The organism is Arthrobacter rhizophilus (genome assembly GCF_026241105.1).
GTDB lineage: Bacteria > Actinomycetota > Actinomycetes > Actinomycetales > Micrococcaceae > Arthrobacter.
In genome coordinates, this window is the sequence record NZ_JAPFFT010000008.1 from 47,043 (window position 1) to 62,147 (window position 15,105).

General features: G+C 64.5%; 10 protein-coding genes and 1 pseudogene. 4 read left to right on the forward strand and 7 right to left on the reverse strand.

Annotated elements, in window-relative coordinates; genetic code table 11:
- Window positions 1–3 precede the first annotated feature (3 nt).
- Genes cydD through OOZ51_RS08825 form a run of 3 tightly spaced genes read right to left on the reverse strand, consistent with a single transcriptional unit; the run spans window position 4 to window position 6,164 of the window.
- Complete coding sequence (gene cydD / locus OOZ51_RS08815) at window positions 4–3,432, reverse strand: thiol reductant ABC exporter subunit CydD (RefSeq protein ID WP_265978984.1); 3,429 nt, start codon at window positions 3,430–3,432, stop codon at window positions 4–6.
- 3 nt (window positions 3,433–3,435) lie between these two features.
- Window positions 3,436–4,533: a cytochrome d ubiquinol oxidase subunit II gene (gene cydB, locus OOZ51_RS08820; RefSeq protein ID WP_265978985.1), complete on the reverse strand. Its 1,098-nt coding sequence runs from the start codon at window positions 4,531–4,533 to the stop codon at window positions 3,436–3,438.
- Window positions 4,534–4,553: 20 nt separating this feature from the next.
- Window positions 4,554–6,164: a cytochrome ubiquinol oxidase subunit I gene (locus tag OOZ51_RS08825; RefSeq protein WP_265978986.1), complete on the reverse strand. Its 1,611-nt coding sequence runs from the start codon at window positions 6,162–6,164 to the stop codon at window positions 4,554–4,556.
- 272 nt (window positions 6,165–6,436) lie between these two features.
- Here OOZ51_RS08825 and OOZ51_RS08830 point away from each other — a divergent pair, with 272 nt between their 5' ends.
- Both OOZ51_RS08830 and OOZ51_RS08835 read left to right on the forward strand, forming a co-directional pair.
- Window positions 6,437–6,823, forward strand: coding sequence for a BlaI/MecI/CopY family transcriptional regulator (locus OOZ51_RS08830; protein WP_265978988.1), 387 nt, complete (start codon window positions 6,437–6,439; stop codon window positions 6,821–6,823).
- Window positions 6,824–6,829: 6 nt separating this feature from the next.
- Window positions 6,830–7,822 carry a M56 family metallopeptidase gene (locus tag OOZ51_RS08835; protein WP_265978989.1) on the forward strand — a complete coding sequence of 331 codons (993 nt, stop codon included), beginning with the start codon at window positions 6,830–6,832 and terminating at the stop codon, window positions 7,820–7,822.
- Window positions 7,823–7,843: 21 nt separating this feature from the next.
- On the opposite strand, the gene OOZ51_RS08840 is transcribed toward OOZ51_RS08835, so the two are convergent.
- Window positions 7,844–9,952 (reverse strand): DNA gyrase/topoisomerase IV subunit B, encoded by a 2,109-nt coding sequence (locus OOZ51_RS08840; protein WP_265978990.1) that lies wholly within the window; start codon window positions 9,950–9,952, stop codon window positions 7,844–7,846.
- A 221-nt stretch (window positions 9,953–10,173) separates the two neighbouring features.
- Here OOZ51_RS08840 and OOZ51_RS08845 point away from each other — a divergent pair, with 221 nt between their 5' ends.
- Window positions 10,174–10,395, forward strand: coding sequence for a DUF7455 domain-containing protein (locus OOZ51_RS08845; protein WP_265978992.1), 222 nt, complete (start codon window positions 10,174–10,176; stop codon window positions 10,393–10,395).
- Between the two features lie 157 nt (window positions 10,396–10,552).
- Here the strand turns inward: OOZ51_RS08845 and OOZ51_RS08850 are convergent, their stop codons facing one another.
- Window positions 10,553–11,203, reverse strand: coding sequence for an FMN-binding negative transcriptional regulator (locus OOZ51_RS08850; RefSeq protein ID WP_265978993.1), 651 nt, complete (start codon window positions 11,201–11,203; stop codon window positions 10,553–10,555).
- A gap of 47 nt (window positions 11,204–11,250) precedes the next feature.
- Window positions 11,251–12,232: pseudogene (locus tag OOZ51_RS08855) on the reverse strand (DMT family transporter).
- On the opposite strand from OOZ51_RS08855, the gene OOZ51_RS08860 reads away from it, so the two are divergent.
- On the forward strand, window positions 12,231–13,643 hold the full coding sequence (locus OOZ51_RS08860) for an aminotransferase-like domain-containing protein (RefSeq protein ID WP_265978994.1): 1,413 nt from the start codon (window positions 12,231–12,233) through the stop codon (window positions 13,641–13,643). The pseudogene OOZ51_RS08855 and the gene OOZ51_RS08860 sit on opposite strands and share 2 nt — an antisense overlap.
- Window positions 13,644–13,728: 85 nt before the next feature.
- Here the strand turns inward: OOZ51_RS08860 and OOZ51_RS08865 are convergent, their stop codons facing one another.
- Window positions 13,729–15,024, reverse strand: a complete 1,296-nt coding sequence (locus OOZ51_RS08865; protein ID WP_265978995.1) for an RNA polymerase sigma factor — start codon at window positions 15,022–15,024, stop codon at window positions 13,729–13,731.
- Window positions 15,025–15,105 lie beyond the last annotated feature (81 nt).

Here is a 15,105-nt window from a genome sequence, read left to right on the forward strand (position 1 = left end):
CCGCTAGTTTCCGTGCACTAGCGCCGGGAGGCCCGATGGTGAGCCGAGGTCCAGCCGGGAGTCTCCCCCTGTGATGTCGGCCGGGTTGTGGGTCACGAGGACTACTGTGACGTCTCCCAGTCCGCCACGAAGTTCGGCCATCATCAGACGGGCGGCTTCGGCGTCGAGATGGGCCGTCGGCTCGTCCAGGAGGAGGACTGTTGCTCCGGTCAGGAGCGTTCGGGCCATGGCGAGACGCTGGCGTTCGCCCCCGCTCAGGAACGAACCGGAGGGGCCTATGCGGCTATCCAGCCCGGCGGGAAGCCCCGATACCAGTCCGGAGAGCCCGACGGCGCCCAGGGTCTGGTGCATGTCCGCTTCGGAGGGTCTGTGGCTGGCCGGGCGGGCGAGCAGCAGGTTGCCGCGGATGGTGGAGTCGAAGAGGTGGGCCTCCTGGGGACACCACGCCGCGTTCCCGGTGACGTAGGCCGCGCCGGACGATGCCGGCAGGAAACCGAGCAGCACCGAGAGCAGTGTCGATTTGCCGGCACCGGACGGACCCGTGACGGAGAGCCACTGCCCGGGGGCAGCTTCGCCGCTCAGTCCGCTGAACACCGCGGTGCCGCCGGGCCAGGACGCTTCGAGTCCGTCCAACAGCAGCCCCGGAGCACCGCCTGGCCGCTCCGGTAAGGCCAGTACACCGCCGTCGGACGCAGATGACGTTTCAAACGCTCCCGACTCGGCGATTCGCCGTAATACCGCGGCCAAGGCGGGGGCCTGCCGCACGGCAGAAACTACCGCACCGTAGGGTTCTGCGAGCGCCAGTTGCATAAGCACGACAACGGCAAGCACAGCAGGCGCAACAGTTCCGTGTTGCAAAGAGGGTCCCGCAAGAATGCCCGAGGCCAGCGCTCCCAGCGTGCAGGCGAGCACGGTCAATCCTTGGCCTACGCCCTCGGCCCATGCCGAACGCTGTGCCGCCGCCGTAGCTTCGTTGTCCCGCAGGGTCAGGGACGATAGCACGGCAGGGGCCACGCCGTTTGCGCTGAGTTCGGCACGGGCGTCGAGGGCGGAGGCAACGTCGCGCAGCACCAGCGAACGCAATTGCTGCTCAGCGCGCGCGGCGTTGCGGTCCGCCAACAGAGCAAGCAGGGGTGCCAGAACAACCCCAACCACGGACGCCGCGATCACGGCCGGCACTGCTGCGGGCACGAGCAGTGCCGAGGCGGCCACCGCCGACGCCGCGACGGCAACCGCTGAGAGCGGCGGAAGCACGACGCGCGGCAGCAAGTCCCGCAGCGTATCGACGTCGTCGACCACCGCTCCGAGCACGCTGCCGCCTTGCAGGAGCCGTCGGAGGGACAGTGCCCGCGCGCTGAGCGCCGCCCAAAGCGCTCCCCGGAGTCTTGTCATGGCGGCGAAGACGGCGTCGTGAACGACGAGCCGTTCGGCGTAACGAAGGACTGCCCGGCCGATGCCGAAGAACCGCACACCGACGATGGCTCCGAGCAAGTACAGGATGGGCGGTTGCTCGCTGGCGCGGATGATGAGCCAGCCCGACAATCCGGACAGGGCCACGGCGAACAAGGCGGCGAGCGCGGCAACCAGCACAGCACCGGCGAACTTGTAGCGAACGGGAGCGAGGATGCGTGCCAGGGCCTTGAGGGTGGAAATGGCGGTGGGGGGTTCAATTCCCGCGTCCGGGGTGGCCCGGAAGTGGTTGTCGTGCTGGACTTCTGTTCCACGTGCGGCTGCCGCGGGCTCGGGATTGGCCCGGCTGGCTTGCTGCTGTGCCGTTCCGCCGTCGAGCTCCACCACGTGGTCTGCAAGTTTCCGGGTTGCGGCATCGTGGGCGACCAGGATGACAGTCGCGGCCCCCCGCAGGCCCTGGATTGCCGTACGGATGGCATCTGCGGAGGCGGCGTCGAGATGGGCGGTAGGTTCGTCGAGCAGGAGGACCGTGGCTCCGGCTTCGAGGCGCGCCAGTCCGCGGGCGACGGCAACGCGCCTCAATTCGCCAGGGCTGAGCTCCGCGGGGTGTTTGAGCGCGAGGTGTTCCGCGGCGGCCTTCTCCAGGCACCCCATTGCGGTCGTGTTGTGGGCGTCCGGCGTGGATTCGGAGTCGGCTGCCGGGAAGCCCCGGATGCCGCCGTTGAGGTAGAGGACGATCTCGTCCAGCACCGTTCCAGCCACCATGACGGGATGCTGCGGCACCCAGGCCACGGCACCGGCGCCCAGTCCGGCAACGGTACCGCTGACGCGCGCCTGCGGACCGTCGCCGATAGTGCCGGCCAGAACGCCCAGGATGGTGCTCTTTCCCGAACCGCTGCGGCCGTCAAGTACCGTGATCTGCCCTACGGGGGCATGGAAGTCGATGGGCCCGACGGCGGCCGCGGCCCGTCCCGCATAGCTCACCGTAAGTCCGGTGACCACGACGTCGGCGAACGGCTTTTTCGTGGCGTCCGCCCCGACGTCGTACGCCTCTGTGCTGAAAACGTCGCTCAGGGGACGGCCCGCCGGCGACTCCAGCACGGCGTTAGCGGCAGCCAGTGCTTCGCGGCCGTCGTCGCTCGCGTGGTGGGCCGTGCCAAGCTCACGCAGGGGAAGGTAGCAATCGGGGGCGAGGATGAGGGCCAGCAGGCCTGCTTCCAGGCCCATGTCACCGGCCACGAGTCGTACGCCGATGAAGACGGCAACCACGGCCACGGAAATGGTGGCGATGAGCTCCAAGGCGAGGGCCGAAAGGAAGGCCGTCCGCAGGGTTCCCATCGTGCGGGAACGGTATTCCTCGGAGAGGTCTTCGAGTGCTGCGCGTTGTTCGCGGGCGCGGCCCAGTCCCACGAGCACCGGAAGCCCCTTGGCCAGCTCCAGGATGTGCCCCGAGAGCCTCCTCAGGGTGGATTGTGCCTCGTGGACCCTGTCCTCGGTGTGGCGGCCGATCAGCACCATGAAAAGCGGTACCAGCGGCAGGGTCAAAACCACAACCACGGCACTGACCCAGTCAGCGAAAAGGATCCTGACACCCAGGAGCAAAGGTACTGCAACGCAATTGACCAAGGCGGGCAGGAACTGGGTGTAGTAGTTGTCGAGCGCATCAAGTCCGCGGGTCGCGAGCACCGCCAGCCCGCCGTCGTTCACTCCACCGACTCGTCCCGCGGCCCCGGTGCCAAGGGCCCGGCCCAGAAGCCTGGACCTCAGCTCTTCCTTGACCCCGAGGGCCGCCCGGCGCGCCGCGATTCCCTGGCCCCAGACCGTCAGCGAGCGCAGCACCGCGCCGATGGCACCCCAGAGGAGTCCTTCCCGCCACCCCATACCGCCGGCGGCAAGTCCGGACAGCATCCCCGCGACGGCCTGTGCAATCAAGACCAGTGACAAGGCCTTGAGCGATGACAACAAGCCAAGGGCGTACAGGGCGGATCGGGTGGCGGGTCCGGCTGGCAACTGGGGCTTCATCCGCTACTCCCTGGCGTTGTGGCGTGCGTGTTTTGCATCCGGGCCGCTCGGCGCCGCATGACCGATGAGGACCTTGGCAGCGATGGCCGGCAGGAAACCATGTGCGGCCGGAATGTGTGCCGCGCTCACGCGCTGGCGGAACACCCAGTAGGTCCATGCCTGGTAGGCGATGACGAGGGGCAGTCCGACTGCCGCAACGATGCTCATCAACCCCAAGGTGTAGGCGGAGGAGGCGGCGTTGGAAATGGTGAGATTGAAGGCGGGATCCAAGGTCGAAGGAATCACCACTGGGAAGGCTGCACCGAAGATAGATGCCGTGGCGCACACCAGGAACGCACCCAGGGCTCCGAAGGCCCTGCCCTCGGCTCCCTTGCGGGCGAGAACCCAGGCCGCTGCGGCAGCCAGGACTCCCGCGATCACGAGTAACCAGGTCCACGTCTTCCCGCTAAGGAGCTGCACGGCCACCATCCATCCCAGCAACGGCAGCAATGCGACTGGCGAAAACCGCACGAACAAGCGGCGTGCGCGGTGGCGCACCTCGCCGTCGGTCTTCAGGGCCAGGAACGCCAAAGCATGCACCAGGGCGAACGCCACGACGGCGAAGCCGCCCAGCACGGCGTAACCGCTGAACCAGGCAAAGGGGCCGCCTTGGCGGTCGCCGTTAGCGTTGAGCGGCAGCCCGGTAGTAGTCAATGCCAGGGCCGCGCCGATGCCGAACGCGGCCGTGAACGAACCAATGGCAATGGCCCAGTCCCAGATGGTCCGCCAGCGCGCGGTGTCCACCTTGCCCCGGTACTCGAAAGCCACAGCCCGGAAGATCAGGGCCACCAGGACAAGCAGCAGTGGCAGGTAGAGGGCCGAGAACAGCGAGGCGTACCAGAGCGGGAAGGCCGCGAATGTGGCACCGGCCGCGGTCAGCAACCAGACTTCGTTCCCGTCCCATACCGGGCCGATCGTGTTCAGTAGAACCCGGCGGTCGGTGTTGTTCCGGGCGAAGAGCTTCATGAGCATTCCGACGCCTAGATCGAAGCCCTCCAGGAAGAGGTAGCCGGTCCACAACACGGCGATGGCTATGAACCAGACGGTTGGCAACAGTTGCATGCGAAAGATCCCTTTGCTTCCTAGTAGGCGAATGCCAGGACGTCGTCGCTGTCGCCGGGCTGGCCCGGGGCACCCGGGGTCCCGCCGTCGTCCTTCTTTTCGTTCTTTTCGCCGTGGCGAGCCTCAGCGAGCTCCGGCATCGCGGAGGCCACGCCCCCGCGGGCATATTTGACCAGCAGCCGGACTTCCACCACCAACAGGACCGCGTAGATCGAGGCCAACACCACCAATGAGGTAATGAGCTCACCGGCGGACACTCCGGGCGAGACGGCCGCGGCCGTGAACATGAACACCTGGTCAATGCCGCTCGCGTCCGGATTGGGCGCGACGACGAACGGCTGCCGCCCCATTTCCGTGAAGATCCAGCCGGCGGCGTTGGCCCCGAAAGGAGCCAGGATTCCGAAGACTGCAAGGCGCATGATCCAACGGGATTGCGGCACCGCTCCCCTGCGCGTCACCCACAGGGCAAGCAGCGCGGCAAAGGCGGCAATCCCACCGAAGCCAATCATCATGCGGAAGCCCCAATAGGTCACTTCCATGACCGGCACGTACTGGATTTCCTGCCCTGCGCGATCGCCGTACAGGGGATCGTTCGGCAAGTGCGTGCCGTACTTGGCCTTGTACTCGTCCAGGAGGCTGTTGACTCCCTTCACCTCTGTGCTGAAGTCGCCCTTGGCCAGGAAGGAGAGAATGCCGGGAACCTCGATCACTGCCACAATGTCGTTGCAGTTCTTGGAGCCGACGTTGCCGACACTCAGCACGGAGAATCCGGTGCCGTCGTGGCATGCGGCCTCAGCTGCGGCCATCTTCATTGGCTGCTGTTCGAACATCAACTTGCCCTGCAGATCGCCCGTGAAGGCAGTCCCGGCGAAGGAGATCATGGCAACGACGGCGCCGATCCGCAAGGAATTGATCCACACCTTGTAGTCTGCCTTGTCCCGTCCGGGGATGTTGGCTTCGCCGGGAATGGCGCGGCCGTCAGCACCGACGGTGTCAATGCCGTCGTGGCGGCGCCGCCAGAGGTGGTACCAGGCGATGCCCAGAAGGAACGCACCGGCGACGCCTAGAGCGCCGAAGAGCGTGTGCGGCACAGCTACCAAGGCAGTGTTGTTGGTGAAGACGGCCCAGGCGTCGGTCATGACGGGGCGCCCGTTGACCATCTGGATGCCGACCGGGTGCTGCATCCAGGAATTGGCGACGATGATGAAGTAGGCCGAGAAGAGCGAGCCGATCACTGCGATCCAAAGGCACGCGAGGTGGACGCCCCGCTTGAGCTGCTTCCAGCCGAAGATCCACAGCCCCAGGAAGGTCGATTCCACGAAGAACGCCAGGAGCGCTTCCAGGGCCAGAGGCGCGCCGAAGATGTCTCCAACGAAGCGGCTGTACTCACTCCAGGCCATGCCGAACTGGAATTCCTGCACGATGCCCGTTGCCACGCCCATGATGAAGTTGATGAGGAAGAGCTTGCCCCAGAACTTGGTCATCCGCAGGTATTCAACTTTTCCGGTGCGGTACCAAAGTGTCTGGATGACGGCCACAACGAGCCCCAGCCCTATGGTCAGCGGCACCATCATGAAGTGGTAGACCGTGGTGATTCCAAATTGCCAGCGTGCGATTTCCAAGGCGTCCATGGCTGTCCTTATTATCCGGCTGCCCGCGATGCGGCGTCCATTTTCTACGTTGTGTAGAAAATTCTACTTCTACACAGTGTAGAACAAACCCATGCGATGTGGTCACCACTCTTCCAGTGGCGTAACACTGCCGCAAGGACACGCCGCACCACATGTTCTACTTCACGTAGAATCGCGCTCCAAAAAGCGGTAGATTGATGATGGAATGTTGGATCATCGCACTCCCCCGGGCCTTATCGCAGCGGGGAACTGCGGAAAGTAGGGATGCATTGATGGCAAGTCTTGGTGAACTGGAACGGGCGGTCATGGATCTGCTCTGGGCAGGCCAGGAGGCTGCGACAGCCAACAAACTTCGTGACCTGCTGGCGCAGGACTCCGCAGCCGCCAATGGCATCGCAGGGCACCAGGGCAAGGACCTCGCGGTCACCACAGTGTTGACGGTCTTGTCCCGCCTCGAGAAAAAAGGCCTTGTGGAGCGCGAACGGGGTACCCGTCCGCACCGCTACCAAGCCGTGTCGAGCCGCGCTGACCACACGGCAGACCTCATGCATGAGGCACTGGGGTCGGCCCCGGACCGCGAAGCCGTGCTGGCCCGGTTCATTGGTTCCGTAAGCGAAAGTGAAGCTGCCACGCTGCGCAAACTGCTCGGCAAAAACTAGCCACCCATGTTCTGGACCTCATATTTTCTGGCGGTCCTTGCTTTGGTGCTGGCATGGCCGGTTCCGGTTCTCTTGTCGCGCGCCGAGTGGCCGGCGCGCGCACCTTTCATGGCCATGGTCCTCTGGCAGGCCATCGCACTTGCCGGCGGCCTCTCCATGATCGGGGCCATGCTCGTCTACGGACTTGAGCCCATTGGCGACAACCTCATTGCGGGGCTGCGTTCGTTGACCGGCATGGTGCTTCACAACGAGCCCACTACGGCGCTGGGCTTCTGGCATTTGTTCGCGCTGTCGGCAGCGGCGCTGCTGAGCGCCCATCTGGTGTTTACCTTGCTGCTGACGTACGTCAAGATCGAGCGGCAGCGGCGGCGGCACCGTGAACTCCTCGCGCTCCTGGCCTCACCCTCCGACGACGGTCCGGGCACGGTGGTCATCAACCATGACTCACCCGTTGCCTACTGCCTTCCCGGCGGAGCAAGGTCCGTGACCGTGCTGTCCGATGGCCTGATGGCCGCATTGGAACCTGCTGAGCTCAGGGCCGTCCTGATCCACGAGAACGCGCATCTCTCACAACGCCACGACCTCCTCTTGTGGGCCTTCGCCGCGTGGCGCCAGGCGCTGCCCTGGTTTCCCACCACCCGGCTCGCCCAGGTTGCGGTCAACTCCTTGATCGAGATGCTCGCCGATGACGTGGCGCTGCGCACCGAGAGCAAGGGAACCCTCATCAAGGCGATCGCGATCGTGGCCAGCGGTTCCGCCCGTCCCGCGGAGCGGGTCTCGCTGCCCGGAACAAGCGCCCCGGACTCTTCCTCTGAAGGCGGCACGTTGAGCGGAACCGGCGGTGCCGATTCACCCCGTACGACGGCGTCGCGCGTCAGCAGGCTACTCTCGCCCAAGCCTCCGCTTTCGGCTGCACTTCGCGCCTTGGTCCTCGCTGCGTCGGCCATGTTGCTCGCCGTGCCCACGGGCCTGCTGATCGTGCCGGGCCTGCTGGGCTAAGCCGGGCCCCTGAATCGGGCATCAGGCGTCGATGCGTTCCCGGTCCAGGTCTGCGGCGCCCGCGATGATGAAGTCCTTGCGCGGGGCGACGTCGGAACCCATCAACAGGTCAAAGGTGTCCTCCGCCATCTTGGCATTCTCAATCCCCACCTTGCGGAGGGTGCGGTGGCGCGGATCCATGGTGGTCTCGGCAAGCTGCTCGGCATCCATCTCGCCCAGGCCCTTGTAGCGCTGGATCGGTTCCTTGTAGCGCTTGCCTTCCTTGGCGAGCCTTGCCAGCAGGACGTGCAGTTCGGCCTCCGAGTACGTGTAGATCATCTCGTTGGCTTTCTGGCCCGCGTTGATGACCTCCACCCGGTGCAAGGGCGGTACCGCCGCGTACACCCGGCCCTCGTCGATCATCGGACGCATGTACCGGAAGAACAAGGTGAGCAGGAGCGTGCGGATGTGGGCGCCGTCGACGTCTGCATCGGTCATCAGGATCACTTTGCCGTACCGGGCGGCGTCGATGTCGAAGCTCCGGCCCGACCCTGCACCCACCACCTGGATGAGGGCGGCGCACTCTGCGTTGGAGAGCATGTCCCCCACCGAGGCTTTCTGCACGTTCAGGATCTTGCCACGGATGGGCAAGAGCGCCTGGAAGTCCGAGGACCGTGCAAGCTTGGCGGTACCAAGGGCGGAGTCACCTTCCACGATGAACAACTCGGAGCGTCCGACGTCGTCCGTGCGGCAATCAGCCAGCTTGGTTGGCATCGACGACGTTTCCAGTGCATTCTTCCGGCGCTGCGTTTCCTTGTGGACGCGGGCCGAAATGCGGGACTTCATCTCGCTGACGATTTTCTCGAGCAGCAACGTGGACTGGGCTTTGTCATTGCGGTTCGCCGAGTTCAGGCGCGCCGTGATCTCGTCTTCCACCACCTTGGCAACGATCGCCCTGACCGCCGACGTGCCCAGGATTTCCTTGGTCTGGCCCTCGAACTGCGGCTCTGCCAGGCGGACAGTCAGCACGGCCGTCAGGCCGGCCAGCACGTCGTCCTTCTCGATCTTGTCGTTGCCCGCTTTGAGTTTGCGTGAGTTCGTTTCCACGGCCTTGCGGAAGGTCTTCAAGAGTGCCTGCTCGAAGCCGGCCTGGTGCGTGCCACCCTTGGGCGTGGCGATGATGTTGACGAAGCTCCGCATGGTGGTCTCGTAGCCGATCCCCCAACGCAGCGCGACGTCAACTTCACATTCGCGCTCCACTTCGGCGATCTTGCTGTGCCCATTCTCGTCAAGGACGGGGACGGTTTCCTTGAACTTGCCCGCACCGTGGAGCCGCCAAATATCAGTGACACCCGAATCCGCGGCGAGGAAGTCGACAAACTCGGAAATGCCGCCGTCGTGGTGGAAGACCTCTTCGTGCGGGCCGTCCTCACCGGGCGTGCCGGGGAGGCGGCGCTCATCGCGCACGGTGAGCTTGAGGCCCGGAACAAGGAAGGAGGTTTGGCGGGCGCGGGCAGCGAGGTCCTCGTGCGAGAACTTCGCGTCCGGGGTGAAGATCTGACGGTCCGCCCAGTACCGGATGCGGGTGCCGGTGACACCCCGTTTAGCTTTGCCGACGACGTCGAGCACCGAGCCTTCGACGAACGGTTCAAAGACCGACGTCGGGCTGGGCTTGGAGCCGGTGTCCTTGAACCGTCCGGGTTCCCCCCGGCGGAACGACATCTGGTAGGTCTTGCCGCCGCGATCCACCTGCACGTCAAGACGGGCAGAGAGCGCATTCACAACGGACGCGCCAACGCCGTGCAAACCACCCGAAGCCGTGTAGGAGCCGCCACCAAACTTTCCTCCGGCGTGCAGTTTGGTGAAGACGACCTCGACGCCGGTCAGCCCGGTCTTGGGTTCCAAGTCAACGGGGATGCCGCGGCCGTCGTCGTGGATTTCCACCGAATTGTCAGCGTGCAGGATGATTTGGATGTCGTGGCCGAAGCCCGCCAGCGCTTCGTCGACTGAGTTGTCGATGATCTCCCACAGGCAATGCATGAGGCCGCGGGAGTCGGTGGAGCCGATGTACATGCCCGGACGCTTGCGGACCGCTTCGAGGCCTTCCAGGACTGATAGGTGCCGGGCGTTGTATTCAGAACTCGGTGCCACGGGCGGGGCGCTCCTTCGGGGTGTAACAGACGCAAATAAGGCTTCTCCTAGGCTAGTCGCCCCGAAGCAAAGACGGGTGCTGCCACTCCCAATCGTGCCGGACGCCACTTCCCAGTGTTACGCACATGTGATACGCGGACAGCGAACGTGACCCATCCTTGCCATGGTTTCGCTTCGAATGCTGGTTATATGGATACACAGAACTACTAAGGAGGCCGAACATGACAACAGCAGTTGCAGACCGCACACTCAATGCACTCGACCGGTGCGACCGTTGCGGAGCCCAGGCATATGTCCGCGTTGTACTCGAGTCCTCCGGCGGTGAGCTGCTCTTCTGCGGCCACCACGCACGTGCAATAGAGGCCACGCTGCGGCCGATGACCTCGGACTGGCATGACGAAACGGGTCGCCTTCAGGAGAAGGAACCCGTCCTGGCCGACTAGCCATCCATGGCCGGCCACAGGCCCGCCCGGTTGACAAAATTTCACAGAGATTGCGAGGCCCCTCCGGACGGAGGGGCCTCGCTGCATTAACCTTGCTGCGTTAACTCAGTGGCGGCATAGAGGAAGCGCCGATTAACAGGGAAACTGTCTCCGTGCCCTACGCGAAGCCGGCGACCGGGCGTGGTCTTTCCTGCCTGGCTCGCGCGACGTCGGCGGAGGCCTCTGCTTGCCCGCGCGCCTGAAGGCCAGCAATCACGCCGTCAATGTCCGTGTCAGGTCGGTTTTGGCTAAGTTTGGCTTTGGCTTCGATCCTCGTGATCAATAATTCGACGCCAACGATGGCTCGCAATTGACCCGCGACGTAACGCTCCGGCGCATCGTCCACGGACCACGGTCGCTCAAAGGGGGCTTCGTTGAGCCCGGTCAGCCGCCGGACCTGGTTGCCGAGCCACGCCACGTCGTCATGGACGGCGAGCGTTCCGTAGACGTGGGCTGTGGAGTAGTTCCACGTCGGGACGACACGTCCGTGTTCGGCTTTGGAGGCGTACCACGAAGGCGAGACATAGGCATCCGCACCTTGGATGATGACAAGTGATTCTCCGATCGCCGGCTCGGACCATTGCGTGTTGGTTCTGGCGAGGTGTCCGTGCAACGCGCCGTGTTCGCCGATCGAAGGATCGTAGACGAAGGGCACGAAACTGGCGAGCAGGCCTCGCTGGGTCATGGTGACTAAGTTCCCAGCGACCGGCCGCATGAGGAGCTCATGGATGGCGTCGGTGCCGGCTTGGAAGTGCGCTGGAATGTACATGGGGTTCTTCTTCTTCGGAGTAGGGGGATCTTGATGTCCGTTGGCCGTTAGCGATTCTGGTTCGCAGGCTGCGGATTGAGCCGGACGCGGACGGCGACGCCGGCGCAAAGGATGACGGCGATTCCACCGACGATTGTGGTCCAGCCCAGGGTTTCGCCGAGCAGCAATCCTGCCCAACAGATGCTCAGCAAGGGTTGGACGAGTTGTATCTGGCTGGCCTTGGCCATGGGTCCAATGGCGAGACCCCGGTACCAGGCGAAGAAGCCGAGCAACATGCTAACGATTCCGAGGTAGGCAAAAGCAGCCCACTGAACCGGTGAAGCTGACGGTGGCTGCTGGGCCATGGAGACCGCCGTCAGGCCGGCCATCAACGGCAATGCCAGCACGAGCGCCCAGGATACGGTCTGCCATGCGCCCAGTTCGCGTGCGAGCAGGCCCCCTTCGGCGTAACCGATAGCCGCGGCAATGACGGCACCGAGGAGCAGCAATGACGGCACCGAGGAGCAGCAAGTCCGCCCAGTTCAGCTGCCCGGGCCCGCCGGACTGCGCTGGGTGACCTGCCTGCGATAGGGCGAATGCAATGGCCGCAATGGCTCCCACGGCTGTGACCAGCCAGAAAGCGATCGGCGGGTGCTCACCTCCGCGCAGCACTGCCGCGGTTGCCGTCGCGGCCGGCAATAAAGCGATGACGACGGCACCGTGACTGGCCGGCGTCGTCATGAGGGCGAATGAGGTGAGCAACGGGAAGCCGACAACAATCCCGGCAGCGACCACCGCGAGCCGCGCCCATTGCTTGCCCCGAGGAAGTCGCTGCTTGGTGAGCGAAAGGGCACACATCGCGAGAACCCCTGCGACGACGGCACGACCCGAGCCGATGAACAGGGGTGACAGGCCAGCAACCGCTACTCGGGTGAAGGGAACAGTGAACGAGAACGCCGCTACTCCCAGAAGGCTCCACCAAAGGCCTGTGGCCGGAAGGAACGGTATCACTGGGCGAATTAGCGTAGTAGCGCTACTATTGTCTCTCATGAACCACGATAGCAGTTCCCGGATTGTGACGCGACTGCGCGAATGGATCGCGGGGGCGGCGCCGGGATCCCGGCTGCCGTCCACGCGGTCGCTGGTTGCCGAGTACCAGGCCAGCCCCGTGACGGTGCAGAAGGCCCTGCAAGCGCTCACTTCCCAGGGCTTGATTGAGAGCAGGCCCGGCGTCGGGACCTTTGTGCGGGCCGTCCGGACTGCGCGGCCGTCGGATTACGGCTGGCAGACTTCGGCGCTGCGCGCACCGCAGGCACCTCCCCGCTCGGCCTCCACAACGATGCGCAGCACCTCGAACGATGTCATTGCTTTCCACTCCGGCTACCCGGACCGTGAACTCCTTCCGGAGCGCCTTGTGCGGGCCGCGCTCACCCGGGCTGCCCGGGGAGACGCGGCGTTGTCTCGACCACCCGCGGCGGGGCTTCCCGAGTTGCAGTCCTGGTTCGCGCACGAACTAGGCTCCGCGACCCAGGCAGGGCTCACCCCGCCAACGCCGAGCGACGTCATCGTGCTGCCAGGAAGCCAAGGCGGTCTCAGCTCGATATTTAGTGCGTTGGTGGGCCACGGGCAGCCACTGCTGATGGAATCCCCGAGCTACTGGGGAGCCATTCTGGCCGCGACGCAAGCGGGAGTCCGCATTGTTCCGGTGCCTAGCGGGCCCGATGGGCCCGACCCGGAAGAATTGGCCGGGGCCTTTGAGGAGACCGGCGCACGCCTGTTTTACGCACAACCGAATTACGCGAACCCCACCGGAGCGCAATGGCCCGCCCGACGAGGCGAGCAGGTTCTGGACGTGGTGCGCGCGAACGGCGCGTTCCTGGTGGAGGACGACTGGGCGCACGATTTCGGCATCACTTCGGCTCCCATGCCTATCGCCGCACGTGACGATTCCGGGCATGTCGTCTATCTGCGCTCCCTCACGAAAAGCGTTTCCCCGGCCATCCGTGTTGCTGCCGTCATCGCACGCGGCCCGGCCCGCGAACGCATCCTTGCAGACCGGGCCGCAGAGTCAATGTATGTCAGCGGGTTGCTCCAGGCTGCAGCACTCGATGTCGTCACGCAGCCGGCCTGGCAGACGCATCTGCGCAGCCTTCGCCATCAGCTTCAATCCCGCCGCGACCTTCTGATCACGAGCCTGCGCGAACACGCCCCGCAAGCCCACATCAGCCAGATCCCCAAGGGAGGGCTGAACGTCTGGGCACGCCTGCCTGACGGGACCGACCTCGAAAGGCTGACCCTGGATTGCGAGAGTGCGGGGGTGATGATCGCCGTCGGCAACGAGTGGTTCCCGGCTGAACCTGCAGGTCCGTTCATCCGGCTCAACTATGCCGGCCCCAACCCGTCCGCCTTCCCGGAAGGGACGAGGATCCTCGGCCAAGCACTCGAACGAAACAAGCGTTAGGACAAGAAAATGGACCCCCGGAAGATCATCCGAGGGTCCATTTTCGCGGAAGCCTTGCACCGCTTAGGGCAGGGCGTCCGTTGCTTTAGTCGAGGTAGTCCCGCAGAACCTGCGACCGTGAGGGGTGGCGCAGCTTGGACATCGTCTTGGATTCGATCTGACGGATGCGTTCGCGGGTGACTCCATAGACCTTGCCGATTTCGTCTAAAGTCTTCGGCTGGCCGTCGGTGAGGCCGAAGCGCATCGCGACCACGCCTGCTTCACGCTCGGACAGGGTATCGAGTACCGAGTGCAGCTGCTCCTGGAGCAAGGTGAAGCTCACGGCATCCGCCGGTACCACGGCTTCGGAGTCTTCGATGAGGTCGCCGAACTCGGAGTCGCCGTCCTCGCCAAGCGGGGTGTGCAGCGAGATGGGCTCGCGACCGTACTTCTGGACTTCCACAACCTTCTCGGGCGTCATGTCCAGTTCGAGGGCCAGTTCCTCAGGCGTGGGTTCGCGTCCGAGATCCTGCAGCATTTGGCGCTGAACGCGTGCCAGCTTGTTGATGACTTCAACCATGTGCACCGGGATGCGGATGGTGCGGGCCTGGTCCGCCATGGCGCGGGTGATGGCCTGGCGGATCCACCAGGTGGCGTAGGTGGAGAACTTGAAGCCCTTGGTGTAGTCGAACTTTTCCACTGCACGGATCAGGCCCAGGTTTCCTTCCTGGATGAGGTCCAGGAACAGCATCCCCCGGCCGGTGTAGCGCTTGGCAAGGGAGACCACAAGGCGAAGGTTGGCTTCGAGGAGATGGTTCTTGGCGCGCTTGCCGTCGTGGATGATGAACTCGAGCTCACGCTTGAGCTTCGGGTCCATGGAACCGTCATCAGCGTTGACCTTCTCCTCCGCGAAGAGGCCGGCTTCAATGCGGAGCGCAAGGTCGACTTCCTGTTCCGCGTTCAGGAGGGCGACCTTACCGATCTGCTTCAGGTAATCCTTGACGGGGTCGGCGGTTGCGCCGGCAGACATAACTTGCTGGACAGGAGCGTCGTCGTCATCGGCATCCGAGTAGACAAAACCGGAACCTGTTGCGGCAGGCTTCTTGCCGTCTTCGCCTTCTTCGACTTCCTCGGTGAGCTCTGCTTCATCGGGAACGACGGCGTCAAAATCCTCGACTTCTTCGGAGTCCTCGTCGGCGCCGGCGGACTTGTTGGCTGCTTCGGCAGCGGCCTTGGCGCCGGGCTTGGGCCCGCGCTTCTTGGGTGCCGGCTTCTCTGCACCTGCAGTTGAAGCATTGGCAGCACGCGTTGCCGCACGCTTCGCAACTGTAGCCGCCTTCTTTTCTTCGGCGGACAGTTCGGCCTGGGCGGCGGGTTCCTTCTCGGCGGAAGACGGGGTCACAGAAAACCTTTCTAGCGGCGGTCTGTGGAATCACCATGGGGGCAACACCACTATGACCCTGTCAAGTCCGCGATGAACATC